Source organism: Microbacterium sp. NPDC089696 (genome assembly GCF_044749125.1).
In the GTDB taxonomy this organism is placed as follows: Bacteria; Actinomycetota; Actinomycetes; order Actinomycetales; family Microbacteriaceae; genus Microbacterium.
The window spans coordinates 1,130,100-1,147,329 of record NZ_JBIVHF010000002.1; the positions used below are offsets into that span (position 1 = coordinate 1,130,100).

General features: G+C 70.1%; 17 protein-coding genes. 7 read left to right on the plus strand and 10 right to left on the minus strand.

Going from position 1 to position 17,230, the window contains the following annotated elements; genetic code table 11:
- The first annotated feature begins 61 nt into the window (after positions 1 to 61).
- Positions 62 to 637, plus strand: a complete 576-nt coding sequence (locus ACIPY8_RS15805) for an HhH-GPD-type base excision DNA repair protein (protein ID WP_400820086.1) — start codon at positions 62 to 64, stop codon at positions 635 to 637.
- Complete coding sequence (locus ACIPY8_RS15810; protein ID WP_400820089.1) at positions 634 to 1,059, plus strand: DUF1801 domain-containing protein; 426 nt, start codon at positions 634 to 636, stop codon at positions 1,057 to 1,059. The genes ACIPY8_RS15805 and ACIPY8_RS15810 overlap by 4 nt, the downstream gene beginning before the upstream one ends.
- A 24-nt stretch (positions 1,060 to 1,083) precedes the next feature.
- Here the strand turns inward: ACIPY8_RS15810 and ACIPY8_RS15815 are convergent, their stop codons facing one another.
- Positions 1,084 to 1,566: a hypothetical protein gene (locus ACIPY8_RS15815; RefSeq protein ID WP_400820092.1), complete on the minus strand. Its 483-nt coding sequence runs from the start codon at positions 1,564 to 1,566 to the stop codon at positions 1,084 to 1,086.
- A gap of 109 nt (positions 1,567 to 1,675) precedes the next feature.
- Positions 1,676 to 2,821, minus strand: coding sequence for an epoxide hydrolase family protein (locus tag ACIPY8_RS15820; RefSeq protein ID WP_400820094.1), 1,146 nt, complete (start codon positions 2,819 to 2,821; stop codon positions 1,676 to 1,678).
- A gap of 68 nt (positions 2,822 to 2,889) precedes the next feature.
- Here ACIPY8_RS15820 and ACIPY8_RS15825 point away from each other — a divergent pair, with 68 nt between their 5' ends.
- Positions 2,890 to 3,861 carry a helix-turn-helix transcriptional regulator gene (locus ACIPY8_RS15825; RefSeq protein WP_400820097.1) on the plus strand — a complete coding sequence of 324 codons (972 nt, stop codon included), beginning with the start codon at positions 2,890 to 2,892 and terminating at the stop codon, positions 3,859 to 3,861.
- Here ACIPY8_RS15825 and ACIPY8_RS15830 read toward each other — a convergent pair.
- Together ACIPY8_RS15830 and ACIPY8_RS15835 are read right to left on the minus strand one after the other, a co-directional pair.
- Entirely contained in the window at positions 3,848 to 5,233 is a 1,386-nt protein-coding gene (locus ACIPY8_RS15830; protein WP_400820100.1) for a glycine--tRNA ligase, read from the minus strand. The genes ACIPY8_RS15825 and ACIPY8_RS15830 overlap by 14 nt on opposite strands.
- A gap of 77 nt (positions 5,234 to 5,310) precedes the next feature.
- Complete coding sequence (locus ACIPY8_RS15835; protein ID WP_400820103.1) at positions 5,311 to 6,003, minus strand: GNAT family N-acetyltransferase; 693 nt, start codon at positions 6,001 to 6,003, stop codon at positions 5,311 to 5,313.
- A gap of 124 nt (positions 6,004 to 6,127) precedes the next feature.
- On the opposite strand from ACIPY8_RS15835, the gene ACIPY8_RS15840 reads away from it, so the two are divergent.
- Complete coding sequence (locus tag ACIPY8_RS15840; RefSeq protein ID WP_400820105.1) at positions 6,128 to 7,597, plus strand: peptide MFS transporter; 1,470 nt, start codon at positions 6,128 to 6,130, stop codon at positions 7,595 to 7,597.
- An 8-nt stretch (positions 7,598 to 7,605) separates the two neighbouring features.
- Here the strand turns inward: ACIPY8_RS15840 and ACIPY8_RS15845 are convergent, their stop codons facing one another.
- Positions 7,606 to 8,931, minus strand: coding sequence for an alpha-hydroxy-acid oxidizing protein (locus tag ACIPY8_RS15845; protein ID WP_400820108.1), 1,326 nt, complete (start codon positions 8,929 to 8,931; stop codon positions 7,606 to 7,608).
- Positions 8,932 to 9,022: 91 nt separating this feature from the next.
- Here ACIPY8_RS15845 and ACIPY8_RS15850 point away from each other — a divergent pair, with 91 nt between their 5' ends.
- Complete coding sequence (locus ACIPY8_RS15850; protein WP_400820111.1) at positions 9,023 to 10,465, plus strand: MFS transporter; 1,443 nt, start codon at positions 9,023 to 9,025, stop codon at positions 10,463 to 10,465.
- Between the two features lie 10 nt (positions 10,466 to 10,475).
- On the opposite strand, the gene ACIPY8_RS15855 is transcribed toward ACIPY8_RS15850, so the two are convergent.
- From ACIPY8_RS15855 to ACIPY8_RS15870, 4 genes are all read right to left on the minus strand, one after another.
- Positions 10,476 to 10,871: a hypothetical protein gene (locus ACIPY8_RS15855; protein WP_400820114.1), complete on the minus strand. Its 396-nt coding sequence runs from the start codon at positions 10,869 to 10,871 to the stop codon at positions 10,476 to 10,478.
- Positions 10,872 to 10,890: 19 nt separating this feature from the next.
- The gene (locus ACIPY8_RS15860) at positions 10,891 to 11,781 is read right to left on the minus strand and encodes a serine hydrolase (protein WP_400820377.1); all 891 of its coding nucleotides are present in this window, start codon (positions 11,779 to 11,781) and stop codon (positions 10,891 to 10,893) included.
- 211 nt (positions 11,782 to 11,992) lie between these two features.
- On the minus strand, positions 11,993 to 13,957 hold the full coding sequence (locus ACIPY8_RS15865; protein ID WP_400820116.1) for a M13 family metallopeptidase: 1,965 nt from the start codon (positions 13,955 to 13,957) through the stop codon (positions 11,993 to 11,995).
- Positions 13,958 to 14,030: 73 nt separating this feature from the next.
- Complete coding sequence (locus ACIPY8_RS15870) at positions 14,031 to 14,600, minus strand: DUF1992 domain-containing protein (RefSeq protein ID WP_400820118.1); 570 nt, start codon at positions 14,598 to 14,600, stop codon at positions 14,031 to 14,033.
- Positions 14,601 to 14,694: 94 nt separating this feature from the next.
- On the opposite strand from ACIPY8_RS15870, the gene ACIPY8_RS15875 reads away from it, so the two are divergent.
- Both ACIPY8_RS15875 and ACIPY8_RS15880 read left to right on the plus strand, forming a co-directional pair.
- On the plus strand, positions 14,695 to 16,014 hold the full coding sequence (locus ACIPY8_RS15875; protein ID WP_400820120.1) for an MATE family efflux transporter: 1,320 nt from the start codon (positions 14,695 to 14,697) through the stop codon (positions 16,012 to 16,014).
- A 142-nt stretch (positions 16,015 to 16,156) separates the two neighbouring features.
- Positions 16,157 to 16,456, plus strand: coding sequence for a hypothetical protein (locus ACIPY8_RS15880; protein WP_400820123.1), 300 nt, complete (start codon positions 16,157 to 16,159; stop codon positions 16,454 to 16,456).
- Positions 16,457 to 16,476: 20 nt separating this feature from the next.
- Here the strand turns inward: ACIPY8_RS15880 and ACIPY8_RS15885 are convergent, their stop codons facing one another.
- On the minus strand, positions 16,477 to 17,163 hold the full coding sequence (locus ACIPY8_RS15885) for a TrmH family RNA methyltransferase (protein ID WP_400820126.1): 687 nt from the start codon (positions 17,161 to 17,163) through the stop codon (positions 16,477 to 16,479).
- Positions 17,164 to 17,230 lie beyond the last annotated feature (67 nt).

Below are 17,230 nucleotides of genomic sequence, written 5' to 3' on the forward strand. Positions count from 1 at the left end.
CGAGGACGCCGTCCGCGGAGAGACGGCGGCGGCTGGGGACGCGGACTGCCACACTGGAGTCATGGCCCTTCACATCACCGGAGACACCGCCGCCGACGCGCTCCTGACCGACAACCCTCTCGCGCTGCTGGTCGGCATGCTGCTCGACCAGCAGGTGCCGATGGAGACCGCGTTCGCGGGCCCGCTCAAGATCGAGCAGCGCACGGGTGCCGCGGACGCCGCGTCCATCGCCGGCATGGATCCCGAGCAGTTCCTCGAGGCGTTCAGGACCACTCCGGCCGTGCACCGCTTCCCGGGGTCCATGGCGACCCGCGTGCAGACGCTGTGCCAGGACCTCGTCGATCACTGGGGCGGAGACGCCGCCGCGCTGTGGACCCGCGGCGACCCGGACGGCCCCGAAGTGCTGAAGCGCCTGAAGGCCCTTCCCGGGTTCGGCGAGCAGAAGGCGAGGATCTTCCTGGCCCTGCTCGGCAAGCAGTACGGGTTCACCGGCGAGGGGTGGCGCGAGGCCGCCGGCGCGTACGGGGAGGACGGGTCGTTCCGCAGCGTCGCCGACATCGTGTCGCCCGAGTCCCTCACCAAGGTGCGCGAGCACAAGAAGGCCATGAAGGCCGCGGCGAAGGCGGCGAAGGGATGAAGCCCACGGGCGACGATGTCGCCGGACTGATCGCTCGCGCCAAGCCGGCGATCCGACGGCGGGATGCCGAGACGGTCGCCGCACTCATGCAGGAGGTCTCGGGCCGTGAGCCGAAGACCTGGGGCACGATCATCGGATTCGGCTCCTGCCACTACCGCTACCCCACCGGGACCGAGGGAGACAGCGGTCTGCTCGGGTTCGCGCCGCGCGCGGCTGCGACGACGATCTACCTCTTCGAGGGCGCCGACGCGCACGCCGAGGCGCTGACCGCGCTCGGGCCGCACACCACCGGTGCGAGCTGCCTCTACATCAAGGACCTCGAGGACGTCGACCTGGGCGTTCTCCGCGGCATCCTCGAGCGATCGCTCGCCTGGATGGAGGCCGGCGGCTCCCCCGAGGTGGAGATCACGGTCACGGGCTGAGGGAACCGGCCGCGCACGTGAGGGTCAGCGCAGGACCTCGACCAGAGCCACCCACGAGACGACGATCGCCGACACGACCGCGAGCACGCACCCGGCCGCCGCGAGGTACATGCCTGCGGGGTGCCCGGCCGCCACGAGCGCCCCGGCACCGAGATACGCGGCGATCGGGAGGAACCCGACGAGGTACTTCAGCGGTTTCGCCCGGTCGCTCGGATCCGGGTCCCGCGCGATCAACCACGTCGCATTCGCCTGCAGTGCGGCGGCGAGCACGGTGGCGATCAGGGTGAGCACGCCGAACCAGAGGGGATCGATCCGCGGCACGAGACCCAGAGCCGAGACCGTGAGCGCGAGCAGGAGCGCGGCGATGCCCGCGAGCAGACGGGCGGTGAGCGTCCGCGATTTCACGATCTCGGCGATGTTCACACTCGCCGCGACGATCACGAGGCCGGCGAGGGCGGCGGTCGCGCCCGCCATGGCGACGTGGAACTCGCTCCACTCCTCGATCACGACAGGTCCTGGATCATGAGGACATGGTAGGCCCCGAACCCCGAACGTCCGAGCCCCTCCTGTCCGCGGACAGGAGGGGCTCGGCGGTGTCGTGGCGGCTCAGTGACGATCAGCGACGACCGGCGAAGAACGCGCGGATGTCACCCGCCAGAACCGCCGGGCGCTCCAGCGCCGCGAAGTGCCCTCCGTCGTCGAAGCGGCTCCAGTGCACGATGTTCGAGTTGTCCCGCTCGGCGAACACCCGGATCGTCTGGAAGTCGTCGGCGAAGACCGCGACGCCGGTGGGCGCGGCGTTGATCCGGGGCTCGTCGCCCTCGGCCGCATCCGCCCGCGAGTTCTCGAGGTAGCTGCGGCTCATTCCGGACGCCGCGTTCGCGAACCAGTTCACGCTGACCTCGAGCAGGATCTTCTCGAGCGGCACGAGGGAGGTGCCGTTGCCGAAGGAGTTGAACAGCTCGCTGTAGGCGAGGAGACCCACCGGGGAGTCGCTGATCCCGACGGACACGGTCTGCGGTCGCGAGGAGTTCATCGCGTTGTAGCCGCCGACCGACTGGAACCACTGCATGTGCTCGAGCCCGGCGTAGTCCTGGGGCTCGAGGCGCTCGAACTCCGCGGGGTCCCCCGACGGGAACGAGAACAGCTGCAGCACGTGCAGCCCGAGGAACCCCTCCGGATCCCGCACCCCCAGTTCGCGGGCGACCATGGCCCCGTTATCGGAGCCGTGGATGCCGTAGCGGTCATAGCCGAGTCCGCGCATCAGGCGGTCGTACGCCTCGGCGACGCGGGCCGTGGTCCATCCGGGTGAGGCCAGGGGCTGCGAGAACCCGAAACCGGGGGCGTCGGGGATCACGACGTCGAACGCGTCCTCGGCGCGGCCGCCGTGCGCGACGGGGTCGACGAGCTCGTCGATGAGGTCGAGATAGTCGACGGACGACCCCGGATACGTGTGGGCGAGCAGGAGGGGCGTGGCGCCGTCGTGCCGGGAGCGGACGTGGAGGAAGTGGATCGTCTGTCCGTCGATCTCCGTCGTGAACCGCGGCACGGCGTTGAGCCGCTCCTGAGCGGCCGGCCAGTCGAACTCCTGCCACGCGGCGATCGCCTCGCGGAGGTAGGAGTTCGGCGTACCGGCATCCCAGTCGTCCGTGGGCGACGGCTGAGGCAGGCGCGTGCGGGCGAGGCGATCGTGGAGATCGGCGACCTCGGCGGCGGAGACCGAGACGGTGAAGGGGCGGAAGGTGAGGTTCGTGTTGTCCATGTCTCCACGGTAGGAAGCCATTAGGTTGAATACGTTCCTAATACGTGAAACTGCTCCCGGGAGATCCGATGGCCGATCCGACCGCACGTCTCCTCGCGCTCCTGGCGCTGCTGCAGACCGCTCCCGGACGCTCGGGCAGTGAGCTCTCCGCACGGTTGGGCGTCTCCGCGCGCACGGTCCGCCACGACATCGATCGACTCCGTGGCCTCGGCTATCCGGTCGACGCCGCACGCGGCTCCGCGGGCGGCTACCGACTCGGCGTCGGAGGCAAGCTCCCGCCGCTGCTGCTCGACGACGAGGAGGCCGTCGCCGTCGCGGTCGGGCTCCGTGCCGCCGCAGGGGTGGCCGGGATCGCGGACTCCGGCGCTCGCGCCCTCGCCAAGCTCGAGCAGGTCCTGCCGTCGCACCTGCGCCCCACGGTCGACGCGCTGCGATCGAGCGTCGACCGGGCACCGGAGAACAACGACACCGATGCCCCCGACCCCGAGGTCGACGCCGCCGCGCTGCAGGCGATCGCCACCGCGATCCGGAACGAGGAGTGGCTGCGCTTCGAGTACGACGGCGTCCCCGTGCTGGCCGAGCCGTACCGACTCCTCACCTGGCATCGCCGCTGGTACCTCGTCGGTCGCGAACCGCACACCGGTGAGTGGTCGACGTACCGCGTGGACTGGATGGCCGTGCGGATGCCGACGCGACGACGATTCGCACCGCATCCGCTCCCCGGCGGGGACTACACGGCGTTCGCGATGCGCACGATCGCCGTGAGCGGATGGGTCGTCCACGCCCGACTGCGCATCGACGCCCCCGCCGAGGCGGTGCTCGACCGCATCCACGCCGCCGTGGGAGTCGTCGAACCGGTCGACGACTCCCACTGCATCCTGGTGACGGGAGCCGACAGTCTCGACACGGTCGCGGCGTACATCGGGATGCTGATGATGGACTTCACGGTCGAGTCCCCTCCCGAGCTGATCCCGCGACTGCAGGTGCTGTCGGAGAGGTACGCGCGCGCGGTCGCCGGGTCCGGACTCACGCCCCCTTGAGGCGATCCGCGAGGTACGCGTGCAGCTGGTCGATCGCCACGCGCTCCTGCGCCATGGTGTCGCGATCGCGCACCGTCACGGCGTTGTCGTCGAGGGAGTCGAAGTCGACCGTGACGCAGAACGGCGTGCCGATCTCGTCCTGTCGGCGGTAGCGGCGGCCGATGGCACCGGCGTCGTCGAAGTCCACCGCCCACGAGCTGCGGAGCGTGTCGGCGACCTCACGGGCGAGCGGCGAGAGACGCTCGTTGCGCGAGAGCGGGAGCACGGCGGCCTTCACCGGCGCGAGACGCGGGTCGAGCTTGAGCACCGTGCGGACGTCGGTGCCGCCCTTCGCGTTCGGCACCTCCTCCTCCACGTACGCGTCGACGAGGAACGCCATCATCGCGCGGGTCAGACCGAACGAGGGCTCGATCACGTACGGCGTGTACCGCTCGCCCGACGCCTGGTCGAAGTACGTGAGGCTCTGACCCGAGGCCTCGCTGTGGCTCGACAGGTCGTAGTCGGTGCGGTTGGCGACACCCATGAGCTCGCCCCACTCCTTGCCCTGGAAGCCGAACCGGTACTCGACGTCGATCGTCCCGGCGGAGTAGTGCGCGCGGTCCTCCTCGGGCACGTCGAACTGGCGCATGTTCTCCGGGTCGATGCCCAGGTCGATGAACCAGTTCCAGCACGCCTCGACCCAGTGCTCGAACCACTGCGGCGCATCGGCCGGCGGCGTGAAGTACTCGATCTCCATCTGCTCGAACTCGCGCGTGCGGAAGATGAAGTTGCCGGGGGTGATCTCGTTGCGGAACGCCTTGCCGACCTGGCCGATGCCGAACGGCGGCTTCTTGCGGCTCGCGGTGAGCACGTTCGAGAAGTTCACGAAGATGCCCTGGGCGGTCTCCGGACGCAGGAAATGCAGGCCCGACTCGTCGTCGACGACGCCGAGATAGGTCTTGACGAGGCCCGAGAACGACTTCGGCTCGGTGTACTGGCCCTTGGTGCCGCAGTTCGGGCAGGGGATGTCGGCCAGACCGTTCTCGGCCTTGCGCCCCTTGCGCGCCTCGAAGTCCTCGATGAGGTTGTCGGCGCGGAAGCGCTTGTGGCAGCTCAGGCACTCGACCAGCGGGTCCGTGAACGTCGCGACGTGGCCCGAGGCCTCCCACACGCGCTTCGGCAGGATGATGCTCGAGTCGAGCCCGACCATGTCGCCGCGGCCGCGGACGAACGTCTGCCACCACTGACGGCGGATGTTCTCCTTGAGCTCCGTGCCGAGGGGTCCGTAGTCCCACGCGGACCGGGAACCGCCGTAGATCTCACCCGCCTGGAAGACGAACCCGCGATGGCGGGCAAGGGCGATGACCTTGTCGAGACGGGACTGTTCGGCCACGGTGGCTCCAATGGTCGGATGCGGAGGGATGCGGAGAAACCCGGGAATCCGGGCACGACAATTCTATCCGCGCTGGATTATGCGCGCGTGAACAGGTATCCCCGCTCGACGTCGAAGCCCGCGATCTGCAGCCCGCTGCCGAGCAGGCCCTCCATCTGCGCGCGGAGGCGGGTGCGCCACTCGTGGGCGGCGGCGGGGTCGGACTCCCGCAGCGCCTCGATGTCGGACGGGATCTCGAGCGTCTCGACCACGAGATCGGAGTCCGGTGTCTTCGCGATGTCCGCGAGCGCCCACTCGACGTCGAGTCGGTCGCTCTCGTCGCCGGCATCCCCTCCGCCGAAGATGCCGTAGCGGTTGATCGAATATCCCGTCACGCGCGCGCCGAGCACGGTGAGGAAGAAGTGCGCGTTGCGCGCGACGAGCGGGTCGTACGTCCAGGTGATGCGTCCGACGTCCCGGGAGAACGCCCACTGGCGCTGGTGCTCCTTGAGCTCGCGACCCCATCCGCGACCGCGGTACTCGGGCAGCAGCGCCGTGATGTGGGAGTGCATCGCGCGCCGGGCCGGTGCGCCGAAGAACGCGATCGACGCGCCGACCATCCGCTCCTCCCCGCCCTCGCCGTCGAACAGGCCGACGACGTAGTTTCCCGACTGCTGCAGCGCGCGCAGCGTGCCGGCGTCGATCACGCGTTCCGGGCCGCGGATCGAGTCCAGCACGCCCTGCGCGTCGATGATGAGTTCAACGGTGTCGAGATCACGGATGGTTCGCACCCTCACAGTCTGTCCCTCATCGCCTCAGGCGCGAAACCCGCGACCGGGGTGTCAGCGGTTGGGGTAGGCCTCTCCCGCGCTGATCGAATCACCCCGAGGGGCTTCTGCGGAGTACCGTCGAGGGATGAGCACCGCAGAGCAGACCAGCGCGAGCGACCGCCAGGACACCCGTTTCTTCGGGCAGCCGTGGGCGCTCGTCCACGTCTTCGGCGTCGAGATGTGGGAGCGCTTCAGCTTCTACGGCATGCAGGGCATCCTGCTGATCTACTTGTACTTCTCCGTCACGGAGGGCGGACTCGGACTCCCGCAGGCGGTCGCCGGTGGCATCGTCGGAGCGTACGGCGGCTCCGTGTACCTCTCCACCATTCTCGGCGCGTGGATCGCGGACCGGATGCTGGGCTCCGAGCGGGTTTTGTTCCTCAGCGCGATCGTGATCGTCGCCGGCCACGTCGCGCTCGCTCTGCTCCCGGGCTTCCTCGGTGTCGGCGTGGGCCTCGTCCTCGTCGCCCTCGGCTCCGGCGGGCTCAAGGCCAACGCCACCTCCGTGGTCGGCACGCTGTACAGCGCCGACGACACGCGCCGCGACGCCGGGTTCTCGCTGTTCTACCTCGGCATCAACCTCGGCGCCTTCCTCGGACCGATCCTCACCGGCATCCTGCAGTCGACCCTCGGCTTCCACTTCGGCTTCGGCCTCGCGGCTATCGGGATGACGCTCGGGCTCGTGCAGTACGCGTTCGGCCGCCGCGGGCTGCCCGACGAGGCCCGCCGCGTGCCCAACCCGCTCCCCGCGAAGCGCTACCCGCTCGTCGCGATCATCGCCGTCGCCGCCGTTCTCCTCATCGTGGCGCTGGTGCTGCTCGGGGTGATCAAGCCCGACAACCTCTCCACGATTGTGATCATCGGCACGGTCGTCGCCGCGATCGCCTACTTCGCCGTCATCCTGAGCAGCCGTCGGATCGACGCGACCGAGCGTTCGCGCGTCTGGGGCTTCCTGCCGCTGTTCGTCACGAGCGTCGCGTTCTGGTCCCTCTACCAGCAGCAGTTCACGGTGCTCACGGTCTACTCCGACGAGCGCCTCGACCGCAACATCTTCGGCTTCGAGATGCCGGTGTCGTGGGTGCAGTCGATCAACCCCGTGTTCATCATCATCCTGTCCGGCGTCTTCGCCGCGATCTGGACGCGCCTCGGCTCGCGCCAGCCGTCCACGCCCGTGAAGTTCGCGCTCGGGGCGATGATCATGGGATCCGCGTTCCTGCTCTTCCTGATCTTCGCGAACGGCGCAGCCAACTCGACGCCGCTGCTCGCGATCGTCGGCATCCTCCTCGTGTTCACGATCGCCGAGCTGCTCATCTCGCCGGTCGGCCTGTCCGTCACGACCAAGCTCGCCCCGACGGTCTTCCACACGCAGATGGTCGCGCTGTTCTTCCTGTCGATCGCGCTCGGAACGGCGATCTCGGGATGGCTCGTTCGCTTCTACGACCCGAAGAACGAGGTGCCGTACTTCGCGATCCTCGGCGGCATCGCGATCCTCGTGGGCGCCGGCCTGCTGCTCTCGGTCAAGCCGGTGCTGCGGCTGATGAAGGGCGTGAGCTAGGACCCGGGTCAGACCGACCGCAGTGCGTCGCGGTCGAGCTCCGCGATCGCGGTGAGTCCCGCGAGGCCGAGGGTGATGTCGAGCTCGGCGAGCACGTTGCGCACGACCTCGCGGACACCCGCCTCGCCCGCGATGCCGAGACCATAGGCGTACGGACGTCCGAGCGCGACCGCGGTCGCCCCGAGCGCGAGGGCGATCGCCGCGTCGGCACCGCCGCGCACGCCGGAGTCGAACACGATCGGCACCCGGCCGGCCACGCGCTGCGCGATGTCGGGCAGTACGTCGAGCGTCGGCACCGAACGGTCGATCTGACGACCGCCGTGGTTCGAGATCCAGATGCCGTCGACTCCGGCATCCATCGCCCGATCGGCGTCGTCGGGATGCACGATCCCCTTGAGGATGATCGGCAGCCTCGTCCACTCCCGCGCCTTCGCCAGGTCGTCCCAGGTGAGCGCCGGCGTCGAGAACACGTCGAGGAACGTCTCGACCGCTGTCCGCGGGAGAGGAGAGCGGATGCTGTCGCGCAGTCCCGTCCCGGTCAGCGCCGCGCCCTTCCGCGCGATCGTGACCGCCGCGGCCACCGCCTTCGGTGTGACCTTCACCGTCGGCGACCGGCCGGTGGTCGGTCGCGCGGCCCGCTCCCGCACCAGACGCTGGAACACCGGGTCGCTCGTGTACTGCGCGATCCCGAGGCCCCGCGTGAACGGCAGGTACGCGAGATCCAGGTCACGGGTGCGCCAGCCGAGCAGGTGCGTGTCGAGCGTCACCACGATCGCCTCGCATCCCGAGTCCTCCGCCCGCGCGAGGAGCGAGGCGTTGAGCTCGTCGGAGGCCGACCAGTAGAGCTGGAACAGGCGAGCGCCGCCGGGCGCGGCATCCCGGACCCGCTCCGTCGGGAACGACGCCTGATTCGACAGCGTGTAGGGCACACCGAGCGATGCCGCGGCCCGCGCGACCGCGAGGTCCGCCTCGCGGTGCGCCATCTCCATGACGCCGAGAGGGGCGAGCAGCAACGGAGTGGGTCGACGTCGCCCGAGGAAGTCGATCGAGAGGTCTCGCTTTGCGACGTCCCGAAGGGGTCGCGGCCAGACCTGCCAGCGGTCGAACGCGGCGCGGTTCGCCGCCATGGTGGACTCCGCACCGGCACCGCCGGCGATGTACGCGAACGCCTCGGCGCTGAGCGCCCGACGCGCGGCATCCTCGAGAGCGCGCTGATCGACCGGCACGGCGGGCCGAGTGCCGCTGATCCCGGCACGGTAGACCTCGGACTGGGTGCGCCGGGAGATGCCGCGACCGGCGGCGGGATCGTCCGGAGCGACGCTGCTCGTGACCATGACGCCATGCTAGTCACCTGCACGACGCGGGCTCCGGATCCCGGACCCGCGCTGCGGCCCTCACCCGTCCGAGCGCCGATAGCCTGAGGGGATGGGAGAGAACGACGACCGCGCGCGCAGACGGCTCTCCCGACAGGTACCGCGCTGGGCCACGGTCGCCGTGCTCGCCTTCGCCGGACTGTGCGCGTCGTTCATGTTCACGCTCGTCGTGCCACTGCAGGCCGAGCTCCCCCGTCTGCTGAACGCGTCGCGCGAGGACACGACCTGGGTCGTCACGATCACGCTGCTGGTCGCCGCCGTCGCCACGCCGATCTCGGGGCGCCTCGGCGACATGTACGGCAAGCGCCGTGTCGTGATCGTGCTGCTCGCCCTTCTCATCGTCGGCTCGCTCATCGCCGCCGTCTCCGGCTCGATCGTCGGCGTGATCATCGGACGGGCGCTCCAGGGCGCCGTCACCGGCGTCGTCCCGCTCGGCATCGCCATCATGCGCGACGTCCTCCCGCCCGAGCGTCTCGGCACCGCGGTGGCCCTGATGAGCGCGACCATGGGCGTCGGCGGAGCGGTCGGGATGCCGGTCGCCGCCCTCCTCGCCGAGAACGCCGACTGGCACTGGCTGTTCTGGCTCGCCGCGGCGCTCGGCGTGATCGGCCTGGCGCTGGTGCTCGTCGCCGTCCCGGAGGACGTGCTGCGCACACCCGGACGGCTCGACGTGCTCGGCGCGATCGGGCTCGCCATCGGCCTCACCGGCATCCTGCTGTTCGTGTCGCGCGGCGCGGAGTGGGGTTGGACCGCACCCCTCACCCTCACCTGCATCGTCGGCGGCCTCGCCGTGCTGCTCCTGTGGGGCTGGTATCAGCTACGGGCCGCCGACCCCCTGCTCGACCTGCGCGTCGCGGCCCGCCCCGCGGTGCTGTTCACCAACATCGCCGCGATCGGCATGGGGTTCGCGCTCTTCGCCTCGAACGTGACCTTCCCCCAGCTGCTGGAGATGCCGGTCGCGACGGGCTCGGGGTTCGGGCTCGACATGGTGTCGGCGGCGCTCGTGGTTATGCCCGCCGGCCTCGTCATGATGGTGATCTCGCCGCTCTCGGGCTGGCTCGAGCGCACGGTCGGACCGCGTCCGCTGTTCACCGTGGGCGCGTCGGCGATCGTGCTCGCCTATCTGTTCGTGCTGCTGTGGTCGAGCGAGGTGTGGCACATCCTCGTCGGCAACATTCTGATCGGCGTGGGCATCGGATTCACGTTCGCCGCGATGCCGATGATCATCATGCGCTCGGTGCCCGCGAACGAGACGGGGGCGTCGAACGGGCTCAACGCCCTGTTCCGCTCGGTCGGCACGTCGAGCGCCTCCGCCGTCATGGGAGGCGTGCTCGCTTCCATGAGCGTCGAGGTGGACGGCGTCGCCGTCCCCACGCGCGCCGCCTTCGACCTGTGCTTCTGGCTCGCGATCATCGCGGGAATCATCGCGGTGGTGCTGTCGCTGTTCATCCCGCGGCAGCGCGCGAGCGAGCGCCGCCCCTCCCTGCCGAACTGAGCAGGGCCTCTCAGAGAACCCGAGGGTCGGGATCGTCGACGCGCGGCGGGCGCAGACGATCCGGCGCCGGCCACGGCAGGACGAACCGCTGCGTGGGCGGACGGTTCACGTCGCCGAAGTCGTCGATCTTCACCACGATGCGGCCGGGGACGCCGTCCTCGTCGGGCGTGACCTCGAGGATCCGCACCCTCAGCGGACGGTCGGCCTCGCCCTCGAGCATCCACGGCTCCGCGAGCCAGGCGATTCCGTGCCCCTCGAGCGCGACCTCGGCATCCAGCCAGTCGATCGGAGCCGAGACCGGGCGGCCGAGGACGTCGACGGCGATCCAGTCATCACCCGCCGGGCGGATCCAGCCGAGCAGCTCGCCGTCATCGCGACGGTGCGGGGTCCAGTCGGTTGGCGTCATGTCGAGAGGGGCACGCCGATCAGTGCGTGTACTCCATGAGCTCGACACCCAGGACCCGGAAGACGTCGTGCGCCCGGAGGCGGTGGGTGATCGAGAGGTCGTCGAAGCAGACGATCAGCGAGTAGGCGACGCCCGCGCGGGGTCCGGCGAGGACACCGGCCTCGGCCCGCACTCCGCGATCACGGCCGGTCTTGTTGATGAAGAGCAGTCCGTGCGCGTCGTGGTCGTGCGCGAAGGGGTCGAGTCCTGTCGAAGCCGCGACGAGGCTGAGGTCCTGATTGAGGCTGAGCCACTCCGCCACCTGCGCGCTCACCGGGGCGTCGACCACCTGCGAGTTCACCAGCGCCGAGAACAGTCCGGCGAACTCGCGCGCCGACCCCACTGCGACCTGCGGGGCGTCGTCGGGCCCCCGCTCGTCACGGAACCGGTCGAGCAGGGCCGTGCGGCGCAGACCCAGGTCCTCGATGCGTCGGCGGACGCGGTCGTGCCCCACCCGGTGCAGCAGGGCGTTCACGGCGATCGGATCGCCGGCGGTCGCGGCGAGGACGGCGAGGTCCTCGAGAGGGAGCGCCGGGGCGTGGAGGTGACGCCACACGCCGGACGTCGACACGGAGTCGACGGCGCTGCGCTCCACGATCTCGAGGGGGTCGAGCGTCCCCGCCTCGAACGCCGCGGCGACCTCGATCAGCAGGGGGACGACACCGAGTCCCGCGACCGGCATCGTGACGTGGTCGTCGCCCGCCAGGACGTGGACGTGGCTGTCGAGGTCGACGACGTGCACCGAGACCTGTGCCCCGGCATCCGCGAGCTGCTCGAGCGCCCGGAGCGTCGAGGTGAAGGAACGACGTCCGGCGGCGGCACGGCGCGGCAAGCGCCGGCTGGCTCGCTGAGAGCGGCGCAGCGAGGCCAGAGGAGGCCCATCGACAGGCTCGGGAGCGCCCACGCGTGATCCTTACAGGGGGGTGTGGATTGGCGGGTAACCGCAGGGTTCGTCCCCCGCGGCACGGATATCGTAACCCCGTCGTATGGGGATGCCCCACAGACTCCGACGATTGGTCACCAGAACGTCATGCGGGCGAAACGGAGCACGTGCGGGTGGCGGCCCGCACGTGCCCGACGTCTCACCAGATCGTGACGCGGGACTCCCTCGGGAGCCAGAGGGCATCGGTCTCCGCGACGTCGAAGGCGTCGTAGAACGCGTCGATGTTGCGGACGATCTGGTTGCAGCGGAACTCGTTGGGCGAGTGGGGGTCGATCGTCAGCAGCCGCAGCGTCTCGGCCTCTCGGCTCTTCTGCTGCCACACCTGGCCCCACGACAGCAGCAGGCGCTGCACCCCCGTGTAGCCGTCGATCACCGGGGCCTCCGCCCCGTCGAGAGAGAGCTCGTACGCCTTGAGCGCGATGCCGAGACCGCCGAGGTCGCCGATGTTCTCGCCGATCGTGAGCGCGCCGTTCACGTGATGCTCGGCGTCGAGCCCCTCGGGCACGAGTGCGTCGTACTGGGCGATGAGAGCCGCGGTGCGCTCCTCGAACGCGGCGCGGTCGGCATCCGTCCACCAGTCCTCGAGTTTGCCGTCGCCGCCGTAGCGGCTGCCCTGGTCGTCGAAGCCGTGGCCGATCTCATGACCGATCACGGCGCCGATGCCGCCGTAGTTCGCGGCCGCGTCGCGGGCGACGTCGAAGAACGGGTACTGCAGGATCGCCGCGGGGAACACGATCTCGTTCATGAGCGGGTTGTAGTACGCGTTGACCGTCTGCGGGGGCATGTACCACTCGGTGCGATCGATCGGCTTCCCGACCTTGTCGACGTTGCGATCGTGCTCGAACACGGCCGCGCGGCGGATGTTGCCGAAGAGGTCGTCGCGGTCGATCTGCAGCGACGAGTAGTCGCGCCACACCTCGGGGTGACCGATCTTCGGGGTGAACGCGTCGAGCTTCGCCAGCGCACGCTCCCGGGTCTCGGCGGTCATCCACTCGAGAGTCGTGATGCTCTGGCGGTACGCCTCGATGAGGTTCGCGACGAGCTCGTCCATCGCCGCCTTGGCCGTCGGCGGGTAATGGCGCTCGACGTAGACCTTGCCGATCGCCTCGCCGAGCGCGCCCTCGGTGACGGAGACGCCGCGCTTCCAGCGTTCGCGGATCGACGGGACGCCCGTGAGCTCGGTGCCGTAGAACGAGAAGTTCTCCTGCACGATGTCGTCGGTGAGATAGGGAGCGGCGGCGTGCACGACCTGTGCGCGCAGCCACGCCTTCCAGTCGTCGAGACGATCGGCGACGAGCAGCGATCCGAGGCCCTCGACGAAGCTCGGCTGATAGACGACGGCCTCGGCGAACGCGTCGGGGGCGCTCGGCGCGACGGCCTCGCGCCACGGCGTCAGGTCGACGCCTGCGAGCTGCTGGATCTCGTCCCAGGTCTTCAGGTTGTAGGTCGCGACGGCGTCCCTGCTGCGCACGTTGTCCCAGTGGTGCGCGGCGATCTCGCCCTCGATCGCGATCGAGCGCGCGGCCTGATCCGCGGCGTCCGCGACCCCGGCGAGCGCGAGCAGACGCTCCAGGTGCGCCCGGTAGGCGGCACGCGTGCCCTCGAACGTGTCGAGACGGTAGTAGCTCTCGTCGGGGAGCGACAGCCCGGCCTGCACGAGGAACGGCACGTAGCGCTCGGGCTCGCCCGGATCCGGTTCGATGTACAGGCCGATGAGGTGCGCGCGGCCGTCACGGTCGTAGGCCCCGACCGTGCGGAGGAAGGCCGCGACGTCGTCGATCGCGTCGATCTCGGCGAGGGTCTCGGCGAGCGGAGACGCACCGGCCGCCGCGATGCGCTCGGTGTCCATGAAGCTGCCGAACAGGTCGCCGATCTTGCGGGCGAGGGTCCCGGGCTCCGCGTCCTGCGACTCCTCGATGATCGCACGCACATCCTTCTCCGCCTGCTCGGCCAGGAGGTGGAACGAGCCCCAGCGGGCCTTGTCCCCCGGGATCTCGGTGCGGGCGAGCCACGCGCCGTTGACGTGGCGGTAGAGGTCGTCCTGCGGACGGATGTCGGAGCTGAACTCGGTGGTCTCGAGGCCGGAGGGAAGCACGTCGGTCATGCGACCAGCCTAGGCGGCGGTCCGACATTCGCGGAGGAAGCGGAAGAAGAGGAGGACGAGGTCTCGGTGGGACTCAGGGTCGACGGCGCCGGCCGAAGCGACGGCGGCGCGGTGCGGGCCGGTCGTCGGGCGACTCCGTCGCCGCGTGCGCGGTGCGCCGCTCCCGCCAGGCGGCGACCTCCGCCTCCATGTCCCGGGTGGCGGTGACCACCGGCGGGCCGCCCTGCAGCTGCCGCCGCGCCTCGACCACCCGACGGTTGAAGTCGTCGAGCACCTCACGCACGTCGCTCTCCCGCCCGAGGAGGTCGAGCCGGGCGTCCATGTCGCGATCCTCCGCGCGCAGCATGATCGCGGGCGGCCCGAGGCCGGTGAGGTTCTCCGTCTCGATCTTTCGGCGGATCCACCAGTCCGGATCGTGATGCGTGCCGAGGCCTTCGAGGGGCTTGCCGGCTCCGGGCAGGTCGTCGAACTCCCCGCGACGGATCGCGAGCTGGATCGCCGTCTCGATGTACGCCGCCCGATCGATCGCCGCCGCGGCGCCGGGAGCACCGTCCGTCTCCGCCTCCCGCGCGTCGGACTCACCCGCGCCCTCGCTCGACTGTCGGGCGCGATATCGCGCCGCAGCCTCCCGGGGATCCGTCATGGCACACCTCCGCGGCATCGTCGACATCGCCCGTGATCCCACCCTACGCCGCGATCGGACGCCCGGCGTCGGCGACTGCCCATAGGCTCGGAGGATGACCGAGCGCCCCCTCAACCGCGAGATCCTCCGGCTCGCGGTGCCGGCTCTCGGAGCGCTGATCGCCGAGCCGGCGTTCCTGATCGTCGACGCCGCCCTCGTCGGACACCTCGGCACGACGCCGCTCGCCGGCCTCGGCATCGCGGGCGCTGTGCTGCAGACGATCGTCGGGTTGATGGTGTTCCTCGCGTACTCGACGACGCCCGCCGTCGCGAGGCGCTTCGGGGCCGGCCGTCCCGGCGACGCCGTCTCGGTCGGCGTCAACGGCATGTGGCTCGCGCTCTCGCTCGGAGCCGTGCTCGCCGCCGCGGGCGCCGCGTCCTCGCCCTGGCTCGTGTCGTTGTTCGGGGCCAGCGAGGCCGTGTCGGTCGAGGCCAACGCCTACCTCGTCGTCTCGATGTGGGGCCTTCCGGCGATGCTCATCGTGTTCGCCGCGACCGGACTGCTGCGCGGGATGCAGGACACCGTGACGCCCCTGTGGATCGCCGGGCTCGGCTTCGGCGCCAACGCGCTTCTGAACGTGCTGTTCATCTACGGGTTCGGCTGGGGCATCGCGGGGTCCGCGGCGGGCACGGTCGTCGCGCAATGGGGCATGGTCGGGGCGTACGTGCTCGTCGTGCGTCGACTCGCCGCGCGTCATCAGGCGTCTCTGCGGGTGCAGCGCGAGGGCCTCGGCCGGACGGCACGCTCCGGCGGATGGCTCTTCCTGCGCACCGTGAGCCTGCGCGTGGCCCTGCTGGCGACGGTGGCGGTGGCGACCGGCATCGGGACGTCCGAGCTCGCGGGGTGGCAGATCGTGTTCACGATCTTCTCGGCCGCGGCCTTCGCCCTGGATGCGCTCGCGATCGCCGCGCAGGCCCTGATCGGCAAGGCGCTCGGCGCCCAGGACGAGCTTCAGGTGCACCGCGTGCTGCGCCGGACGGTGGCGTGGGGCGTGTGGTTCGGTGTCATCGTCGGCGCGATCATCGCGGCGCTCTCCGGAGTGCTGGGCATCGTCTTCACCGGCGATCCCGTCATCGCGTCCCTCGTCCAGCCGGCTCTGCTGGTCCTGGCGATCGCCCAGCCGATCGCCGGGGTCGTCTTCGTGCTCGACGGCGTGCTGATGGGCGCGGACGACGCGCGCTACCTCGCGATCGCCGGGGGCCTGAACCTCGTGCCGTTCCTGCCCGTCCTGTGGGTCATCGGGGTGAGCGGCGTGGACGCGGCACCCGGTCTGATCTGGCTGGCCGTGGCGTTCTTCGGCGTCTACCTGCTCGCCCGCCTCGCGACGCTCGGCTGGCGCGTCCGCTCGGGACGCTGGGTGACGGCGGGCGCCTGACGCGAGGTCCCGGGGGGATTCGTCCTCCACAGAGGTCGCCCGCTCGCGGGCTGTCCACCGCCCCGGAAGTCTCCCGGAATACAGCGCTGCGGACCCCTGGCGCGCTCAGCGATGATCGGCGGACACTGAAGGGATGCTGGGGATGACCGAACCACAGGTGTGGACACTGATCGGCGTGTTCGCCGCGGGCATGTACGGAACGATCACGGTGATCCTGACGATGTTCACTCGCATCATGAAGACCGAGTTCGAAAGCGTGCACAAGGAGATCGGGAGCGTGCGATCCGACCTGCAGATCGAGATCGGGAGTGTGCGGAAGGAGATGGCCAGCGAGTTCGGGAGTGTGCGCACCGAGATCCGCGCCGTGCACGGACGCATCGACCATCTGGACCGCGACGTCAACGCGATCTACCGGCACCTGTTCGGCATCGACCGCGGCTGACCGTCGGCGCAGCGGCATCCTCAGTCGGCGTGCCTCCGGCACCACTCGTACATGATGACCGCAGCGGCGGCACTCGCATTGATCGAGCGCGTCGAGCCGTACTGCGTGATCTCGATGTGCGCGGTGGCTGCGGCGAGCGCCTCCTCCGACAACCCCGGCCCTTCCTGACCGAACAGCAGCACGCAGCGCTCGGGCAGATCGGCGCGGTCGACGGGTACGGCGCCATCGACGTTGTCGACCGCGATCACCGGGATGTGCTCGCCGGCCGCCCACGCCGTGAAGGCGGCGACGTCCTCGTGGTGCACGACGTGCTGATACCGGTCGGTGACCATCGCTCCGCGCCTGTTCCACCGCCGACGCCCGATGATGTGCACGGTGTCGGCGAGGAAGGCGTTGGCGCTGCGCACGATCGAGCCGATGTTCATGTCGTGCTGCCAGTTCTCGATGGCGACGTGGAACGGATGCCGTCGCGTGTCGAGGTCGGTCACGATCGCGTCCATCCGCCAGTACCGGTAGCGGTCGATGACGTTGCGCGTGTCTCCGGCAGCGAGCAGCTCAGTGTCGTAGTGCTCATCGGTCGGCCAGGCGGTCTCGCCGCCGGGCCACGGCCCCACCCCGTAGCCGGGTTGCGCGGGCGAGGTCTCCGGCTGCTCCCGCGACCCCGCGCCGGACGCGGATGACGGGTCCTCCGGAGTCTGCGGGTCCATCCCGTCAGGCTATCCCGACCGCGGCATCCCGATATTTAGGTTCGCCGAAAAATCCGCTAGGGTTTCG

Bases quoted from the DNA above. Each gene is read 5' to 3' on its own strand.
- ACIPY8_RS15875 (WP_400820120.1), top strand. From the start codon at position 14,695: ATGACCGAGCGCCCCCTCAACCGCGAGATCCTCCGGCTCGCGGTGCCG.
- ACIPY8_RS15805 (WP_400820086.1), top strand. From the start codon at position 62: ATGGCCCTTCACATCACCGGAGACACCGCCGCCGACGCGCTCCTGACC.
- ACIPY8_RS15870 (WP_400820118.1), bottom strand. From the start codon at position 14,600: ATGACGGATCCCCGGGAGGCTGCGGCGCGATATCGCGCCCGACAGTCG.
- ACIPY8_RS15865 (WP_400820116.1), bottom strand. From the start codon at position 13,957: ATGACCGACGTGCTTCCCTCCGGCCTCGAGACCACCGAGTTCAGCTCC.
- ACIPY8_RS15825 (WP_400820097.1), top strand. From the start codon at position 2,890: ATGGCCGATCCGACCGCACGTCTCCTCGCGCTCCTGGCGCTGCTGCAG.
- ACIPY8_RS15880 (WP_400820123.1), top strand. From the start codon at position 16,157: ATGACCGAACCACAGGTGTGGACACTGATCGGCGTGTTCGCCGCGGGC.
- ACIPY8_RS15840 (WP_400820105.1), top strand. From the start codon at position 6,128: ATGAGCACCGCAGAGCAGACCAGCGCGAGCGACCGCCAGGACACCCGT.
- ACIPY8_RS15855 (WP_400820114.1), bottom strand. From the start codon at position 10,871: ATGACGCCAACCGACTGGACCCCGCACCGTCGCGATGACGGCGAGCTG.
- ACIPY8_RS15810 (WP_400820089.1), top strand. From the start codon at position 634: ATGAAGCCCACGGGCGACGATGTCGCCGGACTGATCGCTCGCGCCAAG.
- ACIPY8_RS15845 (WP_400820108.1), bottom strand. From the start codon at position 8,931: ATGGTCACGAGCAGCGTCGCTCCGGACGATCCCGCCGCCGGTCGCGGC.
- ACIPY8_RS15820 (WP_400820094.1), bottom strand. From the start codon at position 2,821: ATGGACAACACGAACCTCACCTTCCGCCCCTTCACCGTCTCGGTCTCC.
- ACIPY8_RS15885 (WP_400820126.1), bottom strand. From the start codon at position 17,163: ATGGACCCGCAGACTCCGGAGGACCCGTCATCCGCGTCCGGCGCGGGG.
- ACIPY8_RS15850 (WP_400820111.1), top strand. From the start codon at position 9,023: ATGGGAGAGAACGACGACCGCGCGCGCAGACGGCTCTCCCGACAGGTA.